Source organism: Pseudomonas sp. AKS31 (assembly GCF_023634765.1).
Taxonomy (GTDB): Bacteria; Pseudomonadota; Gammaproteobacteria; order Pseudomonadales; family Pseudomonadaceae; genus Aquipseudomonas.
This window is the reverse complement of record NZ_JAMLFX010000003.1, coordinates 98,457-122,680: the sequence shown is the minus strand read 5'-3', so window position 1 is coordinate 122,680 and position 24,224 is coordinate 98,457. Positions and strand designations below refer to the sequence as shown.

General features: G+C 55.3%; 23 protein-coding genes. 10 read left to right on the top strand and 13 right to left on the bottom strand.

What is annotated here, in order from left to right; genetic code table 11:
• Positions 1–145: 145 nt before the first annotated feature.
• Genes M9827_RS11585 through M9827_RS11575 form a run of 3 tightly spaced genes read left to right on the top strand, consistent with a single transcriptional unit; the run spans position 146 to position 4,076 of the window.
• Complete coding sequence (locus M9827_RS11585) at positions 146–1,366, top strand: restriction endonuclease subunit S (protein WP_250605560.1); 1,221 nt, start codon at positions 146–148, stop codon at positions 1,364–1,366.
• Positions 1,363–2,472, top strand: coding sequence for an AAA family ATPase (locus M9827_RS11580; RefSeq protein ID WP_065897816.1), 1,110 nt, complete (start codon positions 1,363–1,365; stop codon positions 2,470–2,472). Before M9827_RS11585 ends, M9827_RS11580 begins: the two co-directional genes overlap by 4 nt.
• A complete protein-coding gene (locus M9827_RS11575; protein WP_065897817.1) occupies positions 2,469–4,076 on the top strand; it encodes a type I restriction-modification system subunit M in 1,608 nt (535 codons plus the stop codon). Before M9827_RS11580 ends, M9827_RS11575 begins: the two co-directional genes overlap by 4 nt.
• A gap of 306 nt (positions 4,077–4,382) precedes the next feature.
• Here the strand turns inward: M9827_RS11575 and M9827_RS27745 are convergent, their stop codons facing one another.
• Both M9827_RS27745 and M9827_RS11570 read right to left on the bottom strand, forming a co-directional pair.
• Complete coding sequence (locus M9827_RS27745; protein ID WP_256097490.1) at positions 4,383–4,514, bottom strand: hypothetical protein; 132 nt, start codon at positions 4,512–4,514, stop codon at positions 4,383–4,385.
• 713 nt (positions 4,515–5,227) lie between these two features.
• The gene (locus tag M9827_RS11570; RefSeq protein WP_141688989.1) at positions 5,228–5,509 is read right to left on the bottom strand and encodes a hypothetical protein; all 282 of its coding nucleotides are present in this window, start codon (positions 5,507–5,509) and stop codon (positions 5,228–5,230) included.
• Between the two features lie 201 nt (positions 5,510–5,710).
• Between M9827_RS11570 and M9827_RS11565 the strand changes: the two genes are divergently transcribed.
• Both M9827_RS11565 and M9827_RS11560 read left to right on the top strand, forming a co-directional pair.
• Positions 5,711–7,042 carry a hypothetical protein gene (locus M9827_RS11565; protein WP_065897819.1) on the top strand — a complete coding sequence of 444 codons (1,332 nt, stop codon included), beginning with the start codon at positions 5,711–5,713 and terminating at the stop codon, positions 7,040–7,042.
• A 401-nt stretch (positions 7,043–7,443) separates the two neighbouring features.
• On the top strand, positions 7,444–7,791 hold the full coding sequence (locus M9827_RS11560; RefSeq protein ID WP_065897820.1) for a hypothetical protein: 348 nt from the start codon (positions 7,444–7,446) through the stop codon (positions 7,789–7,791).
• Positions 7,792–8,091: 300 nt separating this feature from the next.
• Here M9827_RS11560 and M9827_RS11555 read toward each other — a convergent pair whose 3' ends face one another.
• Together M9827_RS11555 and M9827_RS11550 are read right to left on the bottom strand one after the other, a co-directional pair.
• On the bottom strand, positions 8,092–8,631 hold the full coding sequence (locus M9827_RS11555) for a hypothetical protein (RefSeq protein ID WP_065897821.1): 540 nt from the start codon (positions 8,629–8,631) through the stop codon (positions 8,092–8,094).
• 743 nt (positions 8,632–9,374) lie between these two features.
• Positions 9,375–10,094, bottom strand: coding sequence for a response regulator transcription factor (locus tag M9827_RS11550; RefSeq protein WP_250605559.1), 720 nt, complete (start codon positions 10,092–10,094; stop codon positions 9,375–9,377).
• 169 nt (positions 10,095–10,263) lie between these two features.
• Between M9827_RS11550 and M9827_RS11545 the strand changes: the two genes are divergently transcribed.
• Positions 10,264–11,796 carry a sensor histidine kinase gene (locus M9827_RS11545; protein WP_250605558.1) on the top strand — a complete coding sequence of 511 codons (1,533 nt, stop codon included), beginning with the start codon at positions 10,264–10,266 and terminating at the stop codon, positions 11,794–11,796.
• Between the two features lie 168 nt (positions 11,797–11,964).
• Here the strand turns inward: M9827_RS11545 and M9827_RS11540 are convergent, their stop codons facing one another.
• The 4 genes from M9827_RS11540 to glyQ form a co-directional block, all read right to left on the bottom strand.
• Positions 11,965–12,744, bottom strand: a complete 780-nt coding sequence (locus tag M9827_RS11540; protein ID WP_250605557.1) for a lysophospholipid acyltransferase family protein — start codon at positions 12,742–12,744, stop codon at positions 11,965–11,967.
• An 83-nt stretch (positions 12,745–12,827) separates the two neighbouring features.
• A complete protein-coding gene (gene gmhB / locus M9827_RS11535) occupies positions 12,828–13,367 on the bottom strand; it encodes a D-glycero-beta-D-manno-heptose 1,7-bisphosphate 7-phosphatase (protein WP_250605556.1) in 540 nt (179 codons plus the stop codon).
• 4 nt (positions 13,368–13,371) lie between these two features.
• Entirely contained in the window at positions 13,372–15,426 is a 2,055-nt protein-coding gene (gene glyS / locus M9827_RS11530; RefSeq protein ID WP_250605555.1) for a glycine--tRNA ligase subunit beta, read from the bottom strand.
• Positions 15,423–16,376, bottom strand: coding sequence for a glycine--tRNA ligase subunit alpha (gene glyQ, locus M9827_RS11525; RefSeq protein WP_003187265.1), 954 nt, complete (start codon positions 16,374–16,376; stop codon positions 15,423–15,425). The genes glyS and glyQ overlap by 4 nt, the downstream gene beginning before the upstream one ends.
• A gap of 81 nt (positions 16,377–16,457) precedes the next feature.
• Between glyQ and M9827_RS11520 the strand changes: the two genes are divergently transcribed.
• The 3 genes from M9827_RS11520 to M9827_RS11510 all read left to right on the top strand — a co-directional run bounded on the left by M9827_RS11520 (position 16,458) and on the right by M9827_RS11510 (position 18,256).
• Positions 16,458–17,015 carry a DNA-3-methyladenine glycosylase I gene (locus M9827_RS11520; protein WP_250605554.1) on the top strand — a complete coding sequence of 186 codons (558 nt, stop codon included), beginning with the start codon at positions 16,458–16,460 and terminating at the stop codon, positions 17,013–17,015.
• Between the two features lie 40 nt (positions 17,016–17,055).
• A complete protein-coding gene (locus M9827_RS11515) occupies positions 17,056–17,943 on the top strand; it encodes a lysophospholipid acyltransferase (protein ID WP_064389687.1) in 888 nt (295 codons plus the stop codon).
• Between the two features lie 73 nt (positions 17,944–18,016).
• Entirely contained in the window at positions 18,017–18,256 is a 240-nt protein-coding gene (locus M9827_RS11510) for a PilZ domain-containing protein (RefSeq protein WP_250605553.1), read from the top strand.
• A 1-nt stretch (position 18,257) separates the two neighbouring features.
• On the opposite strand, the gene M9827_RS11505 is transcribed toward M9827_RS11510, so the two are convergent.
• The 5 genes from M9827_RS11505 to def all read right to left on the bottom strand — a co-directional run bounded on the left by M9827_RS11505 (position 18,258) and on the right by def (position 22,969).
• Positions 18,258–18,572, bottom strand: a complete 315-nt coding sequence (locus tag M9827_RS11505) for a tetratricopeptide repeat protein (RefSeq protein WP_250605552.1) — start codon at positions 18,570–18,572, stop codon at positions 18,258–18,260.
• Between the two features lie 167 nt (positions 18,573–18,739).
• Positions 18,740–20,116, bottom strand: a complete 1,377-nt coding sequence (gene trkA / locus M9827_RS11500) for a Trk system potassium transporter TrkA (protein WP_007911861.1) — start codon at positions 20,114–20,116, stop codon at positions 18,740–18,742.
• Positions 20,117–20,138: 22 nt separating this feature from the next.
• A complete protein-coding gene (gene rsmB, locus M9827_RS11495; RefSeq protein ID WP_250605551.1) occupies positions 20,139–21,449 on the bottom strand; it encodes a 16S rRNA (cytosine(967)-C(5))-methyltransferase RsmB in 1,311 nt (436 codons plus the stop codon).
• On the bottom strand, positions 21,446–22,405 hold the full coding sequence (gene fmt / locus M9827_RS11490; RefSeq protein ID WP_250605550.1) for a methionyl-tRNA formyltransferase: 960 nt from the start codon (positions 22,403–22,405) through the stop codon (positions 21,446–21,448). Before fmt ends, rsmB begins: the two co-directional genes overlap by 4 nt.
• Positions 22,406–22,462: 57 nt before the next feature.
• The gene (gene def / locus M9827_RS11485; protein WP_016984087.1) at positions 22,463–22,969 is read right to left on the bottom strand and encodes a peptide deformylase; all 507 of its coding nucleotides are present in this window, start codon (positions 22,967–22,969) and stop codon (positions 22,463–22,465) included.
• Positions 22,970–23,129: 160 nt separating this feature from the next.
• Here def and M9827_RS11480 point away from each other — a divergent pair, with 160 nt between their 5' ends.
• Positions 23,130–24,155, top strand: coding sequence for a LysM peptidoglycan-binding domain-containing protein (locus tag M9827_RS11480; RefSeq protein ID WP_250605549.1), 1,026 nt, complete (start codon positions 23,130–23,132; stop codon positions 24,153–24,155).
• Positions 24,156–24,224 lie beyond the last annotated feature (69 nt).

Sequence of the window (24,224 nt, the reverse complement as noted above, 5' to 3'; positions counted from 1 at the left end):
GAGTGAATTTTCTGCGTACAATTTTAGCCTCATCGCACTTAGAGCATACAAAAAATTGCAAGGGGAATCTGTCTAAAGCCATTGTTGCGTGGCTTGGGAGCGAAATGATATGAGTAGGAATTATAGATCTCCTTCGGAGCCGATCTTGCGTTTCCCTGAATTCAAAGCCGAGTGGGCTAGCTTATTTGGAGATGAGATTTTCGATCAAATCAGCAACAAAAATCACAACTCCGATCTCCCTGTGCTAGCGATAACTCAGGAGTTTGGTGCTATTCCACGTGAAATGATTGATTATCACGTGTCCGTGGCTGATAAAAGTATCGAAGGGTATAAGGTTGTTGAGGTTGGAAACTTTGTTATCAGCCTTCGTTCGTTTCAAGGCGGGATAGAATTTTCGCGATATCGTGGAATCTGCAGCCCGGCTTATGTAATTCTTCGACTTAAATCAGGACACGCAGAAGATTACTTCAGGCACTACCTGAAAACTGAACGATTTATCGGTGAGATGATAAAAAATCTTGAGGGGCTCCGCGACGGTAAAATGGTCAGCTATAAGCAATTTTCAGAGCTGTGTTTGCCCGTACCGTCTATTGAGGAACAAAATAAGATCGCCAACTGTCTTTCATCCCTAGACGATCTGGTTGGGGCAGAGACTCTTAAGCTGGAAGCCATCAAGGAGCATAAAAATGGTTTAATGCAGCAGCTATTTCCCCGGGATGGCGAATCGTTGCCGAATTTACGGTTTCCAGAGTTTCGGGACGCTGCTGAGTGGCAGACAAAACCTTTAGAAAGTTTGGTAGTTAAGTCATTTTATGGAACCTCTAGCTCAACATCGGAATCAGGAAAATATCCGGTTCTCCGAATGGGGAATATGGTGGATGGCGGGCTGAAATTTTCGAACTTAGCCTATATCGATCTTGACGATGAGTCTTTTGCTAAAATTCGCCTCATTCGCGGTGATATTCTTTTAAATCGTACCAATAGTCCTGATCTTGTAGGAAAAATATCATTATTTGATCGAGATATAGACTGTATTACAGCATCTTACATAGTCGCTTATCGTCTTGATAAAAATAAGATAATTCCAGAGTTTTGTAATTTTATATTAAATTCGCAGCAGTATCAGAAAAAAATAAAAGCATTGGCACGCCCAAGTATCAGCCAGGTAAATATCAATCCCACCACATTTAAGAATGAAGTTATCATTCCGGTTCCTGATATTGCTGAACAATTAAGGATCGCTGCATGTTTCACGTCACTTGATGAGAAAATCTCTGCACAGCTCCTAAGAATTGAACGCCTCAAAGCCCATAAACTAGGTTTAATGCAGCAGCTTTTTCCTGCGCTCAATGAGGTGGCTTCATGAAGCAAGGACAGCCCCTAGCGGATTTGGCTACCCTCGCGAAATATTTACGCGCAGAGCTGGAAACCAAAAAGGCAATTTTGCTGTATGCGTATAATGGCACTGGCAAGACCCGGCTATCTATGGCATTTAAGGATGAGGGCAAGCAAGACGAGACCCGCGATACGCTGTATTTCAATGCTTTTACCGAAGATCTGTTTCATTGGAATAACGACTTGGAGGGCGATGCAGATCGTCGTTTGTTGCTAAATAAAACTTCGCGTTTTTTTCAGGGCTTATTTGAGCTGGAGATGGATAACCGTATCCGGCCGCTATTGCAGCGTTACGCGGACTTCGATTTTCGCATTGATACAGTGGAAAGCGCTGTACGATTTTCGCGAGTGGTTGGCGGTCAAATCATTGACAATATTAAAGTCTCTCGTGGCGAAGAAAACATATTTATCTGGTGTTTCTTCCTAGCGGTGGTCGAACTGGCAATGGATCCAGAAATCGAGGTGTATCAGTGGGTAAAGTACCTTTACATTGATGATCCGATCTCCTCATTGGATGAGCACAATGCGATTGCTGTTGCCAACCACTTAGCACAACTGCTTAAGCGTCAGGATAACAAGCTTAAAACGGTAATATCTACTCATCACACGCTGTTCTTCAACGTGTTATGCAACGAAATGGGTAAGGCCCGCAAGTACGTCGTTAATAAGCATCCAATAGGCGGTGGGTATCTGCTGCGGCCGGAGGATGGCGATACTCCATTTTTCCACCATGTGGCAGCGTTGGCTGAGCTTTATCAAGCTGCACGAGAAGATCGGTTGTTTACTCACCACTTCAATATGCTACGTACAATTTTAGAAAAAACGGCAAGTTTTCATGGCCATAAGAACTTTTCTGCCTGTATTAAACAGGAGGAAGATGATTTGGACGGAATACTACATGCTCGTCTCATTAATATCCTAAGCCACGGTAACTACTCGCTTTACGAACCGCAGCAGATGCTTGATGAGAACAAGGATTATTTTAGGAAGATTTTGAATGACTTCCTGAGCCGTTACCCCTTTAACCCCGAATTGTTTCCTCAGGCTCCTGAGGCTGAGATTATAGGTGCTCCATGACCGAGTCTGAAAAACAGAAACTTGGCAAAACCCTCTGGGCTATTGCCGACCAATTACGCGGTGCAATGAATGCGGATGACTTCCGTGACTATATGCTGGCCTTTCTTTTCCTTCGCTATTTATCGGATAACTTTGAGGCCGCCGCTCAGAAAGAGCTAGGGGAGGATTACCCACAGCAGGTCGACGATTCAGTTTCTACACCGCTGCAGCGTTGGTATGAGTGCAATTTTGAAGATGTGCCTGAATTTGAAAAACAGATGCGTCGCAAGGTTCATTACGTGATTGAGCCACAGTATTTGTGGGGAAATATCGCTGAATTAGCGCGCACGCAGGATGCGAAGCTCCTTAGTACTCTACAGGCGGGCTTTAAGTACATTGAAGAAGAGTCTTTTGCCAGTACTTTTAGAGGTTTATTCTCGGAGATCAACCTTGCGTCGGACAAGCTGGGTAAGGCTTATCCCGAGCGTAACGCCCGCCTTTGCAAAATAATCGCGGAAATCTCTAAAGGATTAGGTCAGTTCAGTACCGATAGTGACACCCTGGGAGATGCTTATGAGTATCTAATAGGACAGTTTGCGTCAGGATCGGGCAAAAAAGCAGGCGAGTTTTATACGCCACAGCCTATTTCCAGCATTTTGTCTGCAATTGTGACGTTAGACGGTCAGGAACCCGCGACTGGTCAACGCTCCAATCTTGATAGTGTGCTCGACTTTGCGTGCGGTTCTGGATCGCTTTTGTTGAACGTTCGTCATCGGATGGGGGCACATGGCATTGGCAAGATCTATGGTCAGGAAAAGAACATCACGACCTACAATCTGGCTCGTATGAACATGTTGCTGCATGGTATGAAGGATTCGGAATTCGAGATTTTTCATGGTGATACCCTGCTCAACGAGTGGGACATGCTGCGCGAGACCAACCCGGCTAGGATGCCAAAATTCGATGCTGTGGTTGCCAATCCACCCTTCAGCTACCGCTGGGAGCCGAGCGAAGCATTGGGAGAGGACACACGTTTTAAGAACTATGGCCAAGCGCCTAAATCGGCTGCGGATTTCGCGTTCTTGTTACATGGCTTCCACTTCCTGAAACAAGATGGCGTAATGGCGATAATTCTTCCGCATGGCGTCCTTTTTCGTGGCGGAGCCGAGGAGCGCATACGTACCAAGCTGCTTAAGGACGGCAACATAGACACGGTAATTGGGTTACCAGCCAATCTGTTTTTTTCTACGGGTATACCTGTATGCATCCTTGTACTCAAAAAGTGCAAGAAGCCCAATGACGTATTGTTTATAAATGCTGCCGAACACTTTGAGAAAGGAAAGCGGCAGAACCAAATTTTGCCAGAGCATATCGCGAAGATCATTGATACCTATCGCTACCGCAGAGAAGAAACACGTTATTCGCGCCGCGTAAGTATGGAAGATATCGAGAGGAATAATTTCAATCTTAATATTTCGCGTTATGTAAGCACAGCAAAAGTTGAGGAGGAAATTGATCTTTCTGTCATACACTCTGAGTTGTCAAATATTAACAATAGCATCAAAACCGCCACGCAAAATCACAATGAGTTTTTAAGTCAGCTAGGATTGCCGTTGCTGGATTAACTAGCGAAGGATGCTTCGCGTTAGGAAAAAGGCCACCCCACGCGGGCTGGCCTTTTTTGTTGGCGCGCTGGAGCAATACTCGTCGCGTATGCACTCCTCATCCGGTCATGCCTCCTCGTTTGGTATCTACGGCTTGTTTATGAGCGAATTGATTTCGAAATGAGGGAAGTGAAGGCGGAAGGTTGACGCTTCAGTCAACAGACATCTTTGCACTAGCCTAGAGCCGTCGCGATCGTCTGACCATCAGAAAGGTGATGAACTTTACATTGGCGGAAGCGGCTCACCGAGTGGGCCGCTTTTTGAGGGTTAGCTGATCATCTCGCGTACTTTCTCCCAAGCCCACTCAACAAGCTTGCGAAAAATCAGACGCAGAATTTCCTTCACAATCGGAGGAAAAATCTTTTTCAGCCAATCAGGTTGCCCACGCAATCCGCGCATAAGAGATCCTCAATAGAAGAACTTTCTTTTGCGGGCGTGTTTCAGCCAATGTTTATTGGTCCAACCGATGGAAGGATCCAGATACGTCACAGGTGTTTATCCCCGTGACATTGCTTGCGCTTCGGCTGTGGCCAATGCTCCAGTGCATCAAAGCCACGCCTAGTGAAGCCTGCAGTCGTCACAAATCCTATGTGCGTCCTCAGTTGATTTTGCGCCTTGATTGCCGGCGGTGATATTGATCTGCCGCTTGTTCGACCGTCTAAAGGTCACACAAACACCGTTTCGGGTACTTCACCTGAAAGGTGGGGGAGGCAGAAAATGGGAAGGCTCTATGCACAAAGCCAAAACCACAATTCCTGGCTATTACTTGCCAGTCTTGCCCTCAAGGTCATGAGTGTCGGGGCGGTATGTTTGCTCTGCTGAAGCCTCAGTGGGCAACAATGCATCGAGCCTCACGAGCTCTAAGCGTGCCATTACGCTATCTGATCCTTAGATGCGTATGAGCTTTTTTATTTGGCAACGCAGCACTAAAGTGCGTGGGGCCGTGATGTGTTCCTTGCGTCCAATCGGATAGCTAAGGTGTCGTCCGTATGCAGAAGCTCAACTGGATGAGGACTACTGCTCGGCATGGGCCTAAAGGCCAGACATTGGGGCTTGAAAACGCCCGGCCTCTGCTAACACAGAGTGCACGAGAGATTAGCTCGATGCTTGACTCAATGGCAAGCAATGAGCTGCGGACCAAAAGCTTGGTTCGCACTACCTCCTAAATCAGACGGTGGGTAAGCCATTGAAATAGAAAGAAATTTAATATTATCTATGTAAATATGACGCGCTAATCTATGTAGATTTTTTAATGAATCTAATATTTTCATAGAGATGTCGTTTTGTTTGATCGCCACAATTTCTTCCGAAATGTCCATTTTTGAGGAGAACAAAATGCGCAGACGATTAAACGAAGGAACACCAATCCCCTTGTACGCGTTGACCATCGGCATGCTGGTGCATTTGAAAGGCACTGATTTCGGCTGCGTGTGGCGAATCATTGGTATCGAACGCGATGATCGGGGCGAAATCTGGCTGCGTGTTCAGACTCCTGTAACCGGGAAGGTCTCTAGGGCTCGTGCAAGCCGGGCGCGGTATATCCGGGCGCAGCAGCCTAACCGTAACCCTTATTATTAATCGCAGGAGCTCTACACATGGTCTCGGAAGGCGATTCATCGCAGGAAAACAGCGCATACCTTGCACTCATCATTGAGAAGAAAATCAACGAGAACAAGGGAGTGATGCCCGTTTATGAGCGTAAGACCCTAGCTCGTAATTTGGGAATCATGCTTACGGCAGCCAAGGCTCGGAAGGTAACGAAAAGTGCAATTGTGGTCGAGTCAGGCATCCCCCATAACGTGGATGCGCCGGTGAACGCCTTAAACGCCTTTTGCATCCTGGCTAATAACAAAAGTAAACGTACGGCCGAGCCGCGGCTGTGCGCTCATCCCCAAAACTATCTAAAACTAGCGCTGGCAACTGCAAAGCTGGTCGGAATGGCGCGAGCTCGCGCTATCAGTCAACTTACGGAGGGATCAAACCTCTTCAGCGCTACCGCGAAAATTGATGAAGAGCAATTTCCCCCCGTCCAGGCTGTGTGGGAGCTGCTCAGGGCTGAGCTGGCAGTCATCGTTGAGCGTCACCAGCTCAAGCAGTTTTTCCGCGATGCCTACAGCGTGTGGGCTTCTTACGACGAAAACATTCTGAGTCCTGGCGTTTGGGAACAGGATAGGATTTTGGCGCCCTCAACATCTTACTGGCCTTGGGCTTATTTATGTGCAGTCAGCCGCGCTAGTGAGCCTGCCGTTCTCACTCTTAAAGAAAGCGATACGGTAGTCAGCGGGACTGTCCATGCGATTGAACAAGTTTATCTGACCCTTGGTTGGGATCCTGGCGGGTGGGTGGTAGGTTACCTGGAATATTTGCCCGGGCTTGCCATTCAATCGTACCAGCGTGGCGACTCTAAACCTTTGTATGATTTTCACTGTTCTGGAGAGACATTTACTAGAGGAAGAATCGGAGACGTGAGCTTTGAGATTGCAGACGGAGCATCCATTCAGATACCCGGAAGTGGTTCAGGAGACTGGCCATTTCGTTTGCGATCACGAATTCGATTTGAAAGATTGACGTTGCAGCAGCTCGCCGGTGCTTTGCTTGAAAGTAGCTTTTTTCCGACGCCAGACCCGAGCTTGGTCCCAGGTATTGACACGTCAGCGGTCATGTCGCCACCTGACTCTTTGCTTGCAGTGATGGAAGCACAGCTGCTGGGACGAAAAATGTCATGGCCGAAAAAGGATGGCCTTTGCTTTCTGGAAGAATTGGAACAAAACATCCTACGGCTGACTGGTAGCTTCCGTGAATGGCGCCAAGTGCAACAAAAATCAGCTGAACAGGATTATTTTGCACGGTTGGCAGCGGCAAATACAGAGCTTGAGAGGCTCAAAGCCGAATCATCCGCCATAGCAACGCCGGATAGGAGCGCCTAGATCTGTTCTATCAACCGCTTGCAATTTGATCTAAAGCGGGCAGCCAGCTTCAATTCGCCGAGCTCCAAGCTCATTGGGCGCTACGGCACGAAACACGATGGTGAGCGCTAAGTAGTTGCCAACTATTCCCGGACCCGACGTTAAATTTTTTCTCCGCCTGAGCTGGGGCCAACCCATCGTTAAACTGGTGCAGTCGAATCCAGTTGTACTGATGCATCAGGTACGGCACCAAGCAGATGAGCGCCTTGGCAAGAAATCCTCAGAGGCAGATGTTCGCCTATTTGCTAGAGGTCCGAAAATGCTTTCTGTAGGTAGGTTACAAATAGTCATTGCACGAAACCAACTGATCGGCTATAAATTACCTTCCTTAAGTTACCTACCTACATAAAGAGCAAAAAAAAATGAACACGAACCACTACGACCCAAAAGCTGTTGGTGAAGCCATCGACAACATCACCGCAGGACTTGAACGTGTGATGACCGGATTTGCCAACTTGAAATCTCTGTTGGCCCCCGTACCGGACACATCTGATGGTCCGGAGATTGATCCCCGTGACCCAAGGAATAAGCTTGAGAACGGAAAACTATCCGACCGTGGCGTGGAAGTGTGCTACCGGCTTTTCGATGCGGGGAAAAGTCGGTACGCCATTGGTGCTGAAATGGAGATCAGTTTCGGTGCGGCAACTCATCGATTCGAAGCCTGGAAGAAAGCAGGGGGCCTTAATCGCGAGAAGTTGTCCCTAGCGTGAGTATTTACGAAATGACCAGCGCTGCTGCCCAGGGTTAACTGGTCATTGTTCTCGAGGGGCTAAATTGGGCGAAACGAATCACTACCATCGACCTGAACATTCTGAATTAGGTGACAGTGTTGACGCAGCGCCGAATTGGTATACGTGCCGAGGCAAGAGTAATTCATCTCTAAAGCTGCACAAATCCAGCACAGACAATGATTCGCTAAATGATTCGCTAGAAGTCAGACAGAGTCAGTGAAATCTCGCCCTTAGCTCCAGTAACTCTCTAGAGGCAACCTAATATCGAGGAAAAAAGCTCTATTCTGATGAGGAACATCGGATAGGCGTTTCTGCTGACTCCACTCCTTCAAAGTTTTCGAGCATCGTTTGGTTGGTTGCCTTGCTCGATGCTACAACATATCCATTCAACACATCTTCGCGCAGCGAGGCCAACGCCTGTAGCGATTCAACGGCAGTCTTAGGCCCTGGCGTGGACTCTGTGCCGACCGAGGCAAGCATCCCCTTATCAAGAGTGACGCTGAACTTCGCGGCCTCGAACCAGGCCTGATCGTACTGGACAGCGTATGGTTTCGAGTAGTCAGCAACTGCGACCCTGTCAACTCTTGCGTCGGGCTCGCAATATTCGGACGTACCTTTTTTCTTGTAGGCAGAATGGGTTATCTCGCCAGTCTTTGGATTACGAATCCGATCTAGCGAGGTCTTCTTGTCTACGACCTGGTACCCATACACAAGCACACCTTTGATTCGACCGTCAGCGTCTATCTTGGGATTTGGCACGGTGTACACGGCTCCCGAACAACCCGTCAGTAACGGGATCAACACAAGCATAGATTTCATAGAGGCACTCCTTAGCGATGGGACTCTTCTCGAAAACTGCGCAGACGGCGATGGTGAATATTGATATCAATTGTCTCTGTCATTAATCGAATCAGCGGGTGATTGAATACGATTAGAAACCATATCAACCAAGGCTGGACGTTAGTCCAGTCTAGACGACGGTAGAGTCCTCTAGCTCGTTTTGGCTTTGAAGGCCTTTGGGAGTGGTTGAGGAGCTTGAAGCGGTTCAGAACCCTAAGTCCCGAGCTGATCGTTGATGCTGTCCTGGGCCAGAGGTACCCATCATAGAAGAAGGATTTGTCTCCTTGGGCTCAATAAAAGCCTAAGTCTGAAAGATAGGCTGGGTCTCAAAGGTCTCTGCTGCCCTATCCCGCCACCGTAGGTTTGGGGGACCAAGCTCGAAAGCTTGAGTAGCATGGCATTCACTTTTACGGCAACACCGGCATGCTCGCTCCACCCTCGAATTTACTTTTCCTTTCTTTATATACATAAACCCCATGGATGGACGGTTGAGCGGCTGAAGTGAGAACGTTTCCATTGGAACGCATTTATTCTGTGAGGCGAGTAGGCCTTTCTCATTTTTTTTGTGAATCCGAGCCGGCGGACTCACAAAAAAGATGATTTTCTGCCAACGTTTGCTTGGGCTCCCAAATCACCTATTTTGTGAACCTACACCCGGTTTGCACCAAACAAAAAGGCCAACGCATTGCGTTGGCCTTTTTATTGTCTGCGATCTTTGATTTTTATTCTGGCGCCGCCGCCACACTCTCCAACCGATACCCATACCCATAAATCGTCAGCAACTGCCAACCCCGATCCGCCGTCAGCCCCAGCTTGTTACGCAGCCGATAGATATGCGTATCCAATGGTCGCGACGACGCCATCTCCTCATGCGGCCAGAACCGTTCGTACAGATATTCGCGCGACAACGGCCGGCCCAGATTGCTGAACAGGCAGCGGGCAAGTCGATACTCACGCTCTGTCATAACGATGGGCTTGCCCTCGCGGGTGACGGTCAGTTCTGCATCATCAAACGTCAGGTCATTGAAGCTCAGCACTTCGGTCGCGGCGCTGCGTGGCTGGCTATGGCGACGTAGTACTGCGGCGACGCGGGCTTTCAGTTCATTGGGGCGGAACGGTTTACTCACATAATCGTCGGCGCCAGCGTTCAAGGCCTGGACGATATCGCTCTCGCCATCACGGCTGGTCAGCATGATCGCCGCCGGCGGTGCTTCCATGTGTTCGCGGGTCCAGCGCAGCAGGGCCAGGCCGGTCAGGTCGGGCAGTTGCCAGTCGAGGATCAGCAGGTCGAAGGTTTCCCGGCGCAACTGGCGCAGCAAGTCTTCGCCACGCTCAAAGCTGTGCAGCGACCACGGCTGATCGCCGGCGTCGGCCATTTGCTGCAGGGTTTGCTCGACCCGGCGCAGCTCGGCGGGTTCGTCGTCCAATATCGCAACGCGCATTCGCGGTAGTTCCTTGTTGCTTGGGCAGTTGGGCGATAACCATAGTCGCTCGGCCAGTGCCGTGAAAGTAAGCGGTCCGCCATTGGTCGACGTCCGCTATGATTCTTCAGGTCTACGTCTCAGACCTGTGACCCATGAAACCATTCACTCTGCCCTGCCCTTTTTCCCCATGAACAAACATCGTCGGCGCGAAAGCCGTGAGCCGAGCCAGGTGCAGCGACTGTTTCGACAGTTGGTGCGCGAGTGGTTGTGGATAAGTCTAGTGCTGTTGCCGCTGACTGCGCTGTTGTCGTATCGCGCGCAGTTCAACTTGCACGATGTGTCGCCCATGACCGGGGCGCTGTTATCGGTAGGGTTGGTGGCCTGTGTACTCGGGTTGTTGCTGTGGCGACCACGATGGGCACTTTGGTTAACGCTGATCGGCATGGCGTGCGCGCTGCTGATCAGTGCCGGACTGGCGGAAATGCGCCGCTGGTGGTCGCCGACACCGGCCGTGCTGGGGATGTTGTTCGGCTATTTGATCTGGAACTGGCGGCGTCTCAGTGTGGTGCTGACATATTTCGGCTGGGAGCTGGCGCGGCTGGACAGCGAGCCGAAAGTGTTTCCCGAACGGCGTCGCGCGCAATTCACCGGGGCTGATCGCTTGCAGGGCCAGATCATGGCACTGGAACAGGCCATGAGTCGCACCCGTGATACCCGGCGCTTTATTGCCGACGGTCTGGAGTACTTGCCCGTCGCCACACTGATCAGCGATCCCAAAGGCCAGATCCTGCTGGGCAATCGCAAGGCTCGCCAGCTATTCGATCACAACCTGGTGGGGGATGATGTCCTCGAGCAACTGGCGCGCCTCGGTTACCCGGAGTTGTCCACAGAGCCGCGCCCGTCATTGTCGGCCATTCCGCTGTTGGAGTTTCGCGATCACAAGGAGCGCAGCCTGCGTCTGGAGCGTGCCGCCCTGCTCCCGGTGGACGGAGACACGCCGATTGGTTGGCTGCTCAGCCTCACTGATCTCAGTGCCGAACGTGCTGCCGAGGAACAACGTGGAGTGTTGCTGCGCTTTCTTTCCCACGATCTGCGTGCCCCGCATTCGGCCATCCTTGCCCTGCTTGACGTTCACCGCCATCAGGCCGGGGCAGATTCGCCGTTGTTCGAACAGATTGAGCGGCAAGTGCGTCGCGCACTGGATCTGACCGACGGTTTCGTCCTGCTGGCGCGAGCCGAGTCCGAGGCCTATCAGTTCCAGCCCAGCCTGTTCGCGATGTTGGTGCTGGACGTACTGGATCAGGCATTGCCCATCGCCCAACAGAAACGCATCGAACTGCTGCACGACATGGATGAGCCATCCCAGGAGCGGCTGATCATGGCTGATCAGGGATTACTGACGCGTGCGTTGTTCAACCTGCTGGAGAATGCGATCAAGTACAGCCCGGCAGACACGACGATTCAACTGCGGGTCAGTTGTCACGAAGAGTGGCTACGTTGCGAACTGACCGACCAGGGCAAAGGCATCGCCGAACATGAGTTGCCTGATCTGTTCAGCCAGTACCGACGCTTTTCCTCGGCACAAGGGATCGACGGGGTGGGCCTTGGCTTGTCGATGGTCAAAGCGGTGGTCGATCACCATGGCGGCAAAATCGAATGCCTGAGCGTGGTCGATCAAGGCACCACATTTTTGCTCGAGTTACCGCTGATCCCCGAGTGAAAAGGCACAAAAAAACCGGCTATATCAGCCGGTTTTTTTACATCCGAAAAAAACTTATGCACCTTTTACGGTGTTTTATTAGCTTGAGAAATATATAAGTAAATCAATAAGTTAATTTAAATATTCAGGCTTTTTCAACAAAACCGTACACAGGTTATCCACAAAATCTCAGACAGCGATCTGATCGCTTGCTGCCGGTGCTTGTGGGGCTGGTGGCAGTGAACCCATTTCCCGTTGGGTCTTCTCGTTCCAGGCTTGCACGCGATCGTTCAGCTCGGCGATGGCACGAGGGCCAGTGCCTTCAGCGTACATCGGCTCGCCGATGACCACGGTGATCACGCCAGACTTCTTGCCCCAGCCGATTTTCGGCCAGAATTTGCCGGCATTGTGTGCAATCGGCAGTACCGGAAGCGTCGCATTTACCGCCAATGCGCTGCCACTGCGGGAGAATTTGCCGACAGTGCCATAAGGAACGCGAGTACCTTCCGGAAAGATCAGCACCCAAACGTTGTCCTTGAGCAGCTCATCACCTTTGGCGGCGACTTGTTTCAGCGCCGCTTTCGGGTTGTCGCGATCAATCGCGATCGGCCGCAGCATGGCCATGGCCCAGCCGAAGAACGGTACGTAAAGCAATTCGCGCTTGAGCACCTGGCTCAACGGCGAGAAATAGGCAGAGAGAAAGAACGTCTCCCAAGTGCTCTGGTGGTTCGACTGAATCACACAGGGACGGTCAGGCACGTTTTGCGCGCCTTTGACTTCGTAACGGATACCGAGAAACACCTTGGTCAACCACAAAGCGCAACGGCACCAGTACACGTTGATAAAACGATAACGCGCCTTGAATGGCAAAAACGGCGCGATAAAAAAACTCAAGGTGCACCACAGCAGGGAGGTGGTGCCCAGCAGCAGGTAAAAGAGAAAAATTCTGATGGCCCGCAGTATCGACATAGTGACGTTTACCGTTACGGGGCAATGCCCGAGTGTTCAAGCGCACTCCCGATCAATCCCTGGTCAGGAATTTCAGAAGTACCCTAGTTGTGGATAAGTTCTGCGGCAATCGCCGCCAGATCGTCAAAAATCAGAGTGCCAACCGGCAGGGTTTTGCCCTGAGTCTTTGCGCCTTTTCCGGTCTTTACCAAAACTGGCTGTGAATCGACGGCTTTGGCAGCCTCCAGGTCACCAAGGCTGTCGCCGACGAACCAGACGTTCGCCAGCGTCACGTTGTAATGCGCCGCGATGGTTTTCAACATCCCCGGTTTCGGCTTGCGGCAATCGCAACCTTCGTCCGGCCCATGCGGGCAATACACGATCAAACCGACTTCACCGCCCTGCTCCGCTACAAGCGTACGCAGACGCGCATGCATGGCGTCGAGGGTGGCGAGGTCGTAGTAACCGCGAGCAATGCCCGACTGGTTGGTGGCCACCGCCACCGTCCAGCCGGCCTTGCTCAACTGCGCAATCGCCTCGATCGAGCCGGGCAGTGGAATCCACTCCTCCACCGACTTGATGTAAGCGTCGGAGTCGTAATTGATCACTCCGTCCCGATCGAGAATCAGCAGTTTCAACAGCAATCCCTCAACCCAGCAGCGAGATGTCGGCAACACCGAGGAACAAGCCACGCAGACGCGCCAGCAGCGCGTAACGGTTGGCCCGGACCTTGGCGTCTTCGGCATTGACCATGACGGCGTCGAAGAACGCGTCCACCGGCTCGCGCAGGGCTGCCAGACGTGCCAGCGATTCGTTGTACTGACGCGCGGCGGCCATTGGCTGCACCGCTTGATCCGCTTGCTGGATCGCCGAGTACAGCGAGAACTCGTTGGCATTGTCGAAATACTTGGCTTCGACCACGGTCGGCACCGAGCCTTCGACTTTGCTCAACAGGTTCGACACACGCTTGTTCACCGCCGCCAGCGCTGCCGCTTCCGGCAGTTTGCGGAAAGCTTGCACCGCTTGCACACGCTGGTCGAAGTCGAGCGCCGAACCCGGCTTCAGGGCACGTACCGACAGGTAGGTGGCGACATCGACGCCTTCGTCTTCGTAACGCGCACGCAGACGGTCGAAGATGAACTCCAGCACGGCTTCGTTGAGGCCGGCAGCCTTGACCTTGGCACCGAACGCAGTCACGGCGAAAGCCACGGCGTCGTTCAGGTCCAGGTCGAGTTTTTTCTCGATCAGGATACGCAGCACACCCAGTGCTGCACGACGCAGGGCATATGGGTCTTTGCTGCCGGTTGGCAGCATGCCGATACCGAAAATACCGACCAGGGTGTCGAGCTTGTCAGCGATCGCGACGGCCGCACCGGTCAGGGTCGCCGGCAGTTCAGCACCGGCACCGCGTGGCATGTACTGCTCGTTGAGCGCCAGCGCGACGTCTTCCGGCTCGCCGTCATTCAGTGCGTAGTAATAGCCGGCGACGCCTTGCATCTCCGGGAACTCGCCGACCATTTCGGTGGCCAGGTCGCACTTCGACAGCAGGCCAGCGCGAGCCGCCCACGAGGCGTTGCCACCAATGCGCGCGGCGATGTACGCAGCCAGTTTCGATACGCGCTCGGCCTTGTCGTAGACGCTGCCGAGTTTTTCCTGGAACACCACGTTCTTCAGGCGATCATTGAAGGCTTCGAGCTTCTGCTTCTTGTCTTGCTTGAAGAAGAACTCGGCGTCGGTCAGACGTGGGCGAACCACTTTCTCGTTACCGGCGATGATCTGCTGCGGGTCTTTGCTTTCGATGTTGGCCACAGTGATGAAACGTGGCAGCAACTTGCCGTCGGCATCCAGCAGGCAGAAGTACTTCTGGTTGTCCTGCATGGTAGTGATCAGGGCTTCTTGCGGCACGTCGAGGAAGCGTTCCTCGAACGAGCACACCAGCGGCACCGGCCATTCAACCAGCGCGGTCACTTCGTCGAGCAGTGCCGGCGGAACGATTGCCGTGCCTTCCTGACGGGTCGCCAGTTCTTCGGTGCGCTTGCTGATGATTTCGCGACGCTCGTTGGCGTCGGCCAATACATAAGCGGCACGCAGGTCAGCGAGATAGCTCGACGGCGAAACGATGCGCACGCTTTCCGGATGATGGAAACGGTGACCACGGGAATCACGGCCAGCCTTTTGCGCGAGGATGGTGCAGTCGATGACCTGGTCACCGAGCAGCATCACCAGCCATTGGGTCGGACGCACGAACTCTTCCTTGCGCGCACCCCAACGCATGCGTTTCGGGATCGGCAGGTCGTTCAGCGAATCTTCGACGATGGTCGGCAGCAGGCTCGCGGTCGGCTTGCCGGCGATGCTCTGGCTGTAACGCAGTTTCGGGCCGCTCTGATCGATTTCGCTCAGATCGACGCCGCACTTCTTGGCGAAGCCCAGGGCTGCCTGAGTCGGATTGCCTTCTGCGTCGAACGCGGCCTGACGCGGCGGGCCGTCGAGGTTGATGCTGCGATCCGGTTGCTGGGTCGCCAGCGCAGTGATCAATACAGCCAGACGACGTGGGGCGGCGTAGACAGTTTTGCTTTCGTAGCTCAGGCCAGCGGCTTGCAGGCCCTTGTCGATACCGGCGAGGAACGCTTCAGCCAAGGTGTTCAGGGCTTTCGGTGGCAGTTCTTCGGTGCCCAGTTCAACCAGAAAATCTTGCGCACTCATTGTGCAGCCTCCAGCTTGGCCAGTACTTCGTCACGCAGATCCGGGGTCGCCATCGGGAAGCCCAGCTTGGCGCGTGCCAGCAGGTAGGCTTGCGCAACGGAACGCGCCAGGGTGCGTACGCGCAGAATGTATTGCTGACGCGCGGTCACCGAGATTGCCCGGCGCGCATCCAGCAGGTTGAAGGTGTGCGAAGCCTTCAGGACCATTTCGTAGCTCGGCAACGGCAGCGGCTGGTCGAGTTCGATCAGGCGCTTGGCTTCGCTTTCATAGAAGTCGAAGAGTTCGAACAGTTTGTCGACGTTGGCGTGTTCGAAGTTGTAGGTGGACTGCTCCACTTCGTTCTGGTGGAACACGTCGCCGTAGGTCACTTTGCCGAACGGGCCGTCAGCCCAGACCAGGTCGTAGACCGAGTCCACGCCTTGCAGGTACATGGCCAGACGCTCGAGACCGTAGGTGATCTCACCGGTGACCGGGTAGCACTCGATGCCGCCGGCTTGCTGGAAATAAGTGAACTGAGTCACTTCCATGCCGTTGAGCCAGACTTCCCAGCCCAGACCCCAGGCGCCGAGGGTTGGCGATTCCCAGTTGTCTTCGACGAAGCGAATGTCGTGGACCAGCGGGTCCAGGCCGACATGCTTGAGCGAGCCCAGGTACAGTTCCTGGAAGTTGTCCGGGTTCGGCTTGAGCACGACCTGGAACTGATAGTAGTGCTGCAGACGGTTCGGGTTTTCGCCGTAACGGCCGTCAGTCGGACGGCGGCTTGGCTGCACGTAGGCGGCGTTCCAGGTTTCCGGGCCGATGGCGCGGAGGAAGGTCGCGGTGTGGAAAGTGCCGGCGCCTACTTCCATATCGTAGGGCTGAAGTACCACGCAACCTTGCTCGGCCCAGTATTGCTGGAGCGCGAGGATCAAGTCTTGGAAGGTACGCACGGCTGGCGTAGGCTGGCTCACGAAATTCACCTGTTTCTTGGGCTGCGATTTAAAGAGCGGGAGTATACCCGATTCATTGCTGCGCACGCCCCCTGGAGCCTTATGCCACGCTGCTTTTGGTGTACCGAAGATCCGTTGTACATGGCTTATCACGACCAGGAGTGGGGCACGCCGCTACGCGATGCGCAGGGTTTGTTCGAGTTGCTTTTGCTCGAAGGGTTCCAGGCCGGGCTGTCTTGGATCACTGTGCTACGTAAGCGCGAGCGTTACCGCGAGGTGCTGTTCGGCTTCGACGTACAGCGCGTGGCGCAGATGAGCGACGCCGAAATCGACGAATTGATGCTCGACCCCGGGATCATCCGCAACCGCCTCAAACTCAACGCCGCCCGCCGTAATGCCCAAGCCTGGCTAGCGCTGGAGGACCCGGTGGCGTTTCTCTGGTCGTTTGTCGGCGACCAACCGGTCATCAATCATTTCAAGGATCGCAGCGAAGTTCCGGCGATCACCCCCGAAGCGTTGGCGATGAGCAAAGGCCTGAAAAAGGCCGGGTTCACGTTCGTCGGCCCGACCATTTGCTACGCACTGATGCAGGCCTCGGGCATGGTCATGGACCACACCCAGGACTGCGACCGCTACGCGCAGCTCGCCAACGGCGGTTAGAATGGCCGCCTCGCGCACCGCACAAGATCAGGAGTGACCTGTGGAAAAGTTTAAAGGCGCCTTGCTGGTAGGTGCTCTGCGGCTGTTTGCCTTGCTGCCATGGCGGGCCGTGCAGGCCGTCGGTTCGGCAATCGGCTGGATCATGTGGAAAACCCCCAACCGCTCCCGCGACGTGGTGCGGATCAACCTTGCGAAATGTTTTCCACAGATGGACCCGGCCGAACGTGAGCGTCTGGTCGGGCAGAGCCTGAAAGACATCGGCAAGTCGCTGACCGAAAGCGCCTGCGCGTGGATCTGGCCGGCACAGCGTTCCATTGATCTGGTGCGCGAAGTCGAAGGCCTCGACATCCTCAAGGATGCACTGGCTTCAGGCAAAGGCGTGGTCGGCATCACCAGCCACCTGGGCAACTGGGAAGTGCTCAACCACTTCTATTGCAGCCAGTGCAAACCGATCATTTTCTACCGTCCACCGAAACTCAAGGCTGTGGATGAGTTACTGCGCAAGCAGCGCGTGCAACTGGGCAACAAAGTCGCCGCGTCGACCAAAGAAGGCATCCTCAGTGTGATCAAGGAAGTGCGCAAAGGTGGTGCAGTGGGCATTCCTGCCGACCCGGAACCGGCCGAATCCGCCGGGATCTTTGTGCCGTTCTTCGCCACTCAGGCGCTGACCAGCAAATTCGTGCCGAACATGTTGGCCGGTGGCAAAGCGGTTGGCGTGTTTCTGCATGCGCTGCGCCTGCCCGACGGTTCTGGCTACAAAGTGATCCTCGAAGCCGCGCCAGAAGCCATGTACAGCACTGACACCGCCGAATCCTGCGCAGCGATGAGTAAAGTCGTCGAGCGTTATGTCGCGGCGTATCCGAGCCAGTACATGTGGAGCATGAAGCGCTTCAAGAAGCGTCCGCCAGGCGAAGAACGCTGGTATTGAGCTGATTGGCATGATCTGTGGATAACTTCTCTGCTGAGGTTATCCACAACCGTTCATCAAAGGGCGCAACAAGATGTCCGAACAACGCAAATCTTTCCGCATCAAGATCACCCACGCCAGCTTCGGCGAATGCCTTGGGCAGACGCGCAACCTGTCGCCTACCGGGGTGTTTGTGCAGCATCCGGTTCTGGCTTCTTTGCCCAAGGGCGCAGTGGTTTACGGTCAGGTGCAGGGGCTACCTACAAGCGCGCCGCGGGTGCGGATGGAAGTGGTGACGGTGGATGCCGACGGTATCGGTCTTCGCTACCTTTGACTTATTGCGCCTGACGATCGAGCTTCTTCAGAAACACCGACATTTCCTTCTCGGCCTGCTTGTCGCCATGGGCGCGGGCCGCTTCCAGCCCCTGTTCCCACGCCAGACGTGCGGCGGCGTGCTCGCCCAGCGCCAGATGCGCCTTGCCCAACAGCTTCCAGGCTGCCGAGTACTTCGCATCGAAGCCGACACAGCGCTGGAAGTGCTCGGCGGCTTTGGCGTTTTCGCCCAGATCCAGATAACCCTTGCCCAGGCCGAAGCGCAGCAGCGAGTTATCCACACCCTTGGCGAGCATTTTTTCCAGGGATTCGAGCATCGGTGGGTTCCTTTTCTAGTGCGTCAGAAAGATCTGCGGTACCGCCATCGCTGGCAAGCCAGCTCCCACAAGGATCTCGGGTGCACATCACATTTGTGAACAACCGAAAAACCTGTGGGAGCTGGCTTGCCAGCGATGGGGCCAATGAAGGCACCGCTCATTCAGGATCAGAAGAAGCTCAACCCCACATGAAACAGCTTCTCCACATCGCGAATATGCTTTTTATCCACAAGGAACAGAATCACATGGTCGCCCGCTTCGATCACGGTGTCATCGTGGGCGATGATCACTTGTTCGTTGCGGATCACCGCGCCGATGGTGGTGCCGGGCGGCAGGCCGATCTTCTCGATCGGTTTGCCGATCACCTTGCTCGACTTCGCATCACCGTGGGCAATCGCCTCGATCGCTTCTGCGGCACCGCGACGCAATGAGTGCACGCTGACGATATCGCCACGGCGCACGTGCGCCAGCAGGGTGCCGATGGTCGCCAGTTGCGGGCTGATGGCAATGTCGATATCGCCGCCCTGAATCAGATCGACGTAGGCGGGGTTGTTGATGATCGTCATGACCTTCTTCGCCCCCAGCCGTTTGGCCAGCAGCGACGACATGATGTTGGCTTCGTCGTCGTTGGTCAGGGCGAGGAAGATGTCGGCGTCGGCAATGTTCTCTTCCAGCAGCAAATCCCGGTCCGAAGCGCTGCCCTGCAACACCACGGTGCTGTCGAGCGTATCGGAGAGATAACGGCAGCGCGCCGGGCTCATCTCGATGATCTTCACCTGATAACGGCTTTCGATGGCCTCGGCCAGACGTTCACCGATTTGCCCGCCGCCAGCGATAACGATGCGTTTGTAGGTTTCGTCGAGGCGGCGCATTTCGCTCATCACCGCGCGAATATTCTCACGGGCGGCGATGAAAAAGACTTCGTCATCGGCCTCGATCACCGTATCGCCCTGGGGCAGGATCGGTCGGTCACGGCGGAAAATCGCTGCCACTCGAGTTTCGACATTCGGCATGTGCTCACGCAACTGGCGCAGTTGCTGACCCACCAGCGGCCCGCCGTAATAAGCGCGTACCGCCACCAGTTGCGCCGCGCCTTCGGCGAAGTCGATCACCTGCAAGGCGCCCGGATGCTGGATCAGGCGCTTGATGTAGTTGGTCACCACTTGCTCGGGGCTGATCAGCACGTCGACCGGAATCGCTTCGTTCTGGAACAGTTGCTCTTCGCGATTCAGATAAGACGCTTCGCGCACCCGGGCGATCTTGGTCGGCGTGTGGAACAGCGTGTGGGCGACCTGGCAGGCGACCATGTTGGTTTCGTCGCTGTTGGTCACCGCCACCAGCATGTCAGCGTCGTCGGCGCCGGCCTGACGCAGCACCGACGGCAGCGAGCCCCGGCCCTGCACGGTGCGGATGTCGAGGCGGTCGCCGAGGTCGCGCAGGCGCTCACCGTCGGTGTCGACTACCGTAATATCGTTGGCCTCGCTGGCCAGATGTTCTGCCAGCGAACCGCCGACCTGTCCCGCACCGAGGATGATGATTTTCATCCAGTCACTCCGTTAAATCCGTTTAGCTGCGCGCGGCAGCGATCTTGATCAGCTTGGCGTAGTAGAACCCGTCATGGCCACCCTGCTGGGCCAGCAATTGGCGACCATGGGGCTGTTTGAGCCCGGCCGACGTGGCCAGATCCAGTTCTCGGGCACCGGGAGTGCGTTCGAGGAACGCAGCGATGACTTCGGTGTTCTCGGTCGGCAGCGTCGAGCAGGTGGCGTACAGCAGGATGCCGCCGACTTCGAGGGTTTTCCACATCGCGTCGAGCAGTTCGCCTTGCAGTTGCGCGAGGGCGATGATGTCGTCCGGCTGACGGGTCAGCTTGATGTCCGGATGACGGCGGATCACGCCGGTGGCCGAGCACGGTGCGTCGAGCAGGATGCGCTGGAACGGTTTGCCGTCCCACCACTTTTCGGTATCGCGACCGTCGGCGGCGATCAGTTCGGCGCTCAGACCGAGGCGTTCAAGATTCTCTTTGACCCGCACCAGACGTTTGGCTTCGAGGTCCACCGCCACCACCCCGGCGAGCGCCGGTTCGGCTTCGAGGATGTGGCAGGTCTTGCCACCGGGCGCGCAACAGGCATCGAGCACGCGCTGGCCCGGCGCCAGATCGAGCAGATCGGCAGCCAGTTGCGCAGCTTCGTCCTGCACGCTGATCCAGCCTTCGGCGAACCCCGGCAGACTGCGCACGTCGGCAGCCGCTTCGAGGATGATGCCGTCGCGGCTGTACACACATGGCGTCGCGGCAATTCCAGCCTCAGTCAGCAGAGCGAGATAGGCGTCGCGGCTGTGATGGCGGCGGTTGACCCGCAGAATCATCGGCGGATGCGCGTTGTTCGCCTCGCAGATGGTTTCCCACTGTTCTGGCCAGAAGGCTTTCAGGGACTTTTGCAGCCAGCGCGGGTGAGCGGTGCGCACCACTGGGTCACGTTCCAGCTCGGCGAAAATCGTCGCGCTTTCGCGCTGGGCATTGCGCAGCACGGCGTTGAGCAGGCCCTTGGCCCAAGGCTTTTTCAGCTTGTCGGCGCAACCGACGGTTTCGCCGATGGCAGCGTGGGCCGGGACGCGGGTGTAGAGCAATTGGTAGAGGCCGACCAGCAGCAGCGCTTCGACATCGGCGTCGGCAGCCTTGAATGGTTTCTGCAGAAGTTTTTCCGCCAGCGCCGACAGGCGTGGCTGCCAGCGCGCAGTGCCGAACGCCAGATCCTGAGTGAAACCGCGATCGCGATCCTCGACTTTGTCCAGTTGCGTCGGCAGCGAACTGTTCAGCGAAGCCTTGCCGCTGAGCACGGCGGCGAGTGCCTTGGCGGCGGCCAGACGCGGATTCATTGCGCGTCCACCGCTGCGCCGAGCACCGTGCCGACGGCGAATTTCTCCCGGCGGCTGTTGAACAGGTCGCTGAAGTTCAGCGCCTTGCCGCCGGGTAATTGCAGGCGGGTCAGGCACAGCGCTTGTTCGCCGCAGGCGACGATCAGACCATCCTTTCTGGCGCTGAGGATTTCACCCGGTGCGCCTTTACCGTCGGCAAGTGTTGCCGCCAGGACTTTCAGCGCTTCACCGTTGAGGGTGCTGTGGGTGATCGGCCATGGGTTGAAGGCGCGCACCAGGCGTTCCAGCTCAACCGCCGGACGGCTCCAGTCGATGCGTGCTTCGTCTTTGTTCAGCTTGTGTGCATAAGTGGCGAGCTCATCGTTCTGCACTTCGCCTTCCAGGGTGCCAGCAGCCAGACCGGCAATCGCTTGCACCACGGCAGGCGGGCCCATTTCGGCGAGGCGGTCGTGCAGCGTGCCGCCGGTGTCTGCGCCAGTGATCGGGGTGACGACCTTGAGCAGCATCGGTCCGGTGTCGAGGCCGGCTTCCATGCGCATCACGGTGACGCCGCTTTCCGCGTCACCGTGTTCCACGGCGCGCTGGATCGGCGCCGCACCGCGCCAGCGTGGCAGCAACGAGGCGTGGCTGTTGATGCAGCCCAGACGCGGAATATCCAGCACCACTTGCGGCAGGATCAGGCCATAAGCGACCACCACCAGCAAATCCGGCTTCAGTGCGGCCAGTTCAGCCTGCGCGTCAGGGTTGCGCAACGTCGGCGGCTGCAACACCTGGATATTGTTTTCCAAGGCCAACTGTTTGACCGGGCTGGGCATCAGTTTTTGCCCGCGACCGGCCGGACGATCCGGTTGGGTGTAGACCGCAACGATCTCGTAAGGGCTGTTCAGCAGGGCCTTGAGGTGTTCGGCGGCGAATTCCGGGGTGCCGGCAAAAACGATGCGCAGTGGCTCAGTCATGAAGGGCGTCTCATAAAAAGAAAAAGGCTTGCCGCAGCAAGCCTTTGAAGAAGGGCATCAAGCGTTCTGGCGGTGCTGCTTTTCCAGTTTCTTCTTGATCCGGTCGCGTTTGAGCGTGGACAGGTAATCGACGAACAATTTGCCATTGAGGTGGTCGCATTCGTGCTGGATGCACACCGCGAGCAAGCCTTCGGCGATCAGCTCATAGGGCTTGCCGTCGCGGTCCAGCGCCTTGATTTTGACCTTTTGCGGGCGGTCGACGTTTTCGTAGAAACCCGGTACCGACAGGCAGCCTTCCTGGTATTGGTCCATTTCGTCGGTCAGCGATTCGAACTCGGGGTTGATGAACACCCGCGGTTCGGTACGGTCTTCGGAAAGGTCCATCACGACGATACGTTTGTGCACGTTGACCTGGGTCGCGGCAAGGCCGATGCCCGGCGCTTCATACATTGTTTCAAACATGTCATCGACCAACTGACGCACTTCGTCGTCCACTACGGCCACAGGCTTGGCGATAGTGCGCAGACGCGGGTCCGGGAATTCGAGGATGTTTAAAATGGCCATAGGCTTTGATTGCTGCACACGTTGAGTAAAGTCGGGCGATGGCCTGGCAGGTCCGAAGATGCAGGCTACCGTTGTGAAGCGTAGCTTGTGCATTTTGCACAAGCGAGCCACGGGGGCTCTGACGGTTCACGCGAACGCACATGATAAAGGGATTCACTGCATGAGGAAAACACTACTCGCCCTGCTGCTGTTGGCTTCGGCCGGCGTGGCGCAAGGGCAAGTGCAACTCAGGGATGGTTTTCCACAGCAATACACGGTGGTTTCGGGGGACACCCTCTGGGATATTTCCGGCAAATACCTGCGCGAGCCCTGGGAGTGGCCACAACTGTGGCGGGCCAATCCGCAGATTGAAAACCCCAATCTGATCTATCCCGGCGACACGCTGACCCTCAGCTACGTCAACGGCCAACCGCGCCTGACGCTCAATCGCGGCGAGTCGCGCGGCACCATCAAGCTCTCGCCGCGTATTCGCACCATCCCGGTGGCCGAGGCGATTCCGAGCATTCCATTGAAATCGATCAACAGTTTCCTGTTGAGCAACCGCATCGTCGACAAGGTCGAGGATTTCGACAAGGCGCCGTACATCGTCGCGGGTGACGCCGAACGCGTGCTCAGCGGCACGGGCGACCGGATCTTCGCGCGCGGCCATTTCGACCCGGATCAACCCGTCTACGGCATCTTCCGTCAGGGCAAGGTCTACACCGATCCGCAGACCAAGGAGTTCCTCGGGATCAACGCCGATGACATCGGCGGCGGCGAAATCGTCGCCACTGAAGGCGACGTTGCCACCCTCGCCCTGCAACGCACCACTCAGGAAGTACGCCTCGGCGACCGCTTGTTCAGTGGCGAGGAGCGCTCGATCAATTCGACCTTCATGCCCAGCGCGCCAACCACCAGCATCAACGGTGTGATCATCGATGTCCCGCGCGGTGTCACCCAGATCGGCGTGATGGACGTGGTCACCCTGAACAAAGGCAAGCGCGATGGTCTGGCCGAGGGCAACGTACTGGCGGTGATGAAAACTGGTGAAACCGTGCGTGACCGCATCACCGGCCAGCCGCTGAAAATTCCCGATGAACGCGCCGGTTTACTGATGGTGTTCCGCACTTACGACAAACTCAGCTACGGCCTCGTTCTCAACGCATCGCGCTCGCTGGCGGTGCTCGACAAGGTTCGCAATCCGTAAGCTTGCTTCACAAGTTACCAACAGAGTTATCCACAGCTTGTTCCGAATGGTTCGGGGCTTATAACGATC

What these genes read in the sequence shown, in the direction of transcription:
- M9827_RS11580 (WP_065897816.1), top strand. Translation starts at nt 1,363, where the DNA reads ATGAAGCAAGGACAGCCCCTAGCGGATTTGGCTACCCTCGCGAAATAT.
- M9827_RS27745 (WP_256097490.1), bottom strand. Translation starts at nt 4,514, where the DNA reads ATGCGCGGATTGCGTGGGCAACCTGATTGGCTGAAAAAGATTTTTCCT.
- M9827_RS11540 (WP_250605557.1), bottom strand. Translation starts at nt 12,744, where the DNA reads ATGTCGATACTGCGGGCCATCAGAATTTTTCTCTTTTACCTGCTGCTG.
- glyS (WP_250605555.1), bottom strand. Translation starts at nt 15,426, where the DNA reads ATGAGTGCGCAAGATTTTCTGGTTGAACTGGGCACCGAAGAACTGCCA.
- M9827_RS11555 (WP_065897821.1), bottom strand. Translation starts at nt 8,631, where the DNA reads ATGAAATCTATGCTTGTGTTGATCCCGTTACTGACGGGTTGTTCGGGA.
- M9827_RS11480 (WP_250605549.1), top strand. Translation starts at nt 23,130, where the DNA reads ATGAGGAAAACACTACTCGCCCTGCTGCTGTTGGCTTCGGCCGGCGTG.
- M9827_RS11560 (WP_065897820.1), top strand. Translation starts at nt 7,444, where the DNA reads ATGAACACGAACCACTACGACCCAAAAGCTGTTGGTGAAGCCATCGAC.
- M9827_RS11505 (WP_250605552.1), bottom strand. Translation starts at nt 18,572, where the DNA reads ATGCTCGAATCCCTGGAAAAAATGCTCGCCAAGGGTGTGGATAACTCG.
- M9827_RS11520 (WP_250605554.1), top strand. Translation starts at nt 16,458, where the DNA reads ATGCCACGCTGCTTTTGGTGTACCGAAGATCCGTTGTACATGGCTTAT.
- trkA (WP_007911861.1), bottom strand. Translation starts at nt 20,116, where the DNA reads ATGAAAATCATCATCCTCGGTGCGGGACAGGTCGGCGGTTCGCTGGCA.
- M9827_RS11565 (WP_065897819.1), top strand. Translation starts at nt 5,711, where the DNA reads ATGGTCTCGGAAGGCGATTCATCGCAGGAAAACAGCGCATACCTTGCA.
- fmt (WP_250605550.1), bottom strand. Translation starts at nt 22,405, where the DNA reads ATGACTGAGCCACTGCGCATCGTTTTTGCCGGCACCCCGGAATTCGCC.
- M9827_RS11570 (WP_141688989.1), bottom strand. Translation starts at nt 5,509, where the DNA reads ATGCCGATGGTCAACGCGTACAAGGGGATTGGTGTTCCTTCGTTTAAT.
- M9827_RS11545 (WP_250605558.1), top strand. Translation starts at nt 10,264, where the DNA reads ATGAACAAACATCGTCGGCGCGAAAGCCGTGAGCCGAGCCAGGTGCAG.
- M9827_RS11510 (WP_250605553.1), top strand. Translation starts at nt 18,017, where the DNA reads ATGTCCGAACAACGCAAATCTTTCCGCATCAAGATCACCCACGCCAGC.
- M9827_RS11550 (WP_250605559.1), bottom strand. Translation starts at nt 10,094, where the DNA reads ATGCGCGTTGCGATATTGGACGACGAACCCGCCGAGCTGCGCCGGGTC.
- rsmB (WP_250605551.1), bottom strand. Translation starts at nt 21,449, where the DNA reads ATGAATCCGCGTCTGGCCGCCGCCAAGGCACTCGCCGCCGTGCTCAGC.
- def (WP_016984087.1), bottom strand. Translation starts at nt 22,969, where the DNA reads ATGGCCATTTTAAACATCCTCGAATTCCCGGACCCGCGTCTGCGCACT.
- M9827_RS11575 (WP_065897817.1), top strand. Translation starts at nt 2,469, where the DNA reads ATGACCGAGTCTGAAAAACAGAAACTTGGCAAAACCCTCTGGGCTATT.